This window comes from Allochromatium humboldtianum (assembly GCF_013385175.1).
In the GTDB taxonomy this organism is placed as follows: domain Bacteria; phylum Pseudomonadota; class Gammaproteobacteria; order Chromatiales; family Chromatiaceae; genus Thermochromatium; species Thermochromatium humboldtianum.
This window is the reverse complement of record NZ_JABZEO010000085.1, coordinates 1-310: the sequence shown is the minus strand read 5'-3', so window position 1 is coordinate 310 and position 310 is coordinate 1. Positions and strand designations below refer to the sequence as shown.

Sequence of the window (310 nt, the reverse complement as noted above, 5' to 3'; positions counted from 1 at the left end):
GCTCGAACTCGTCGAAATGGAAGTGCGCGAGCTGCTCTCCAGCTACGACTTCCCCGGCGACGACACCCCGATCATCACGGGTTCGGCCAAGCTGGCGCTGGAAGGCGACACCTCCGAGATCGGCGGTCCCTCGATCGACCGGCTGATGGAAGCGCTCGACAGCTACATCCCCGAGCCGGAGCGCGCCATCGACGGCGCCTTCCTGATGCCGATCGAAGACGTGTTCTCGATCTCCGGTCGCGGCACCGTGGTGACCGGGCGTGTCGAGCGCGGCATCGTCAAGGTCGGTGAAGAAGTGGCCATCGTCGGT

Annotated in this window: 1 pseudogene; it reads left to right on the top strand. The window is 65.5% G+C overall.

The features are described from left to right. Nucleotides 1-310, top strand: a pseudogene (gene tuf, locus HW932_RS21600) (elongation factor Tu); the annotation flags it as partial.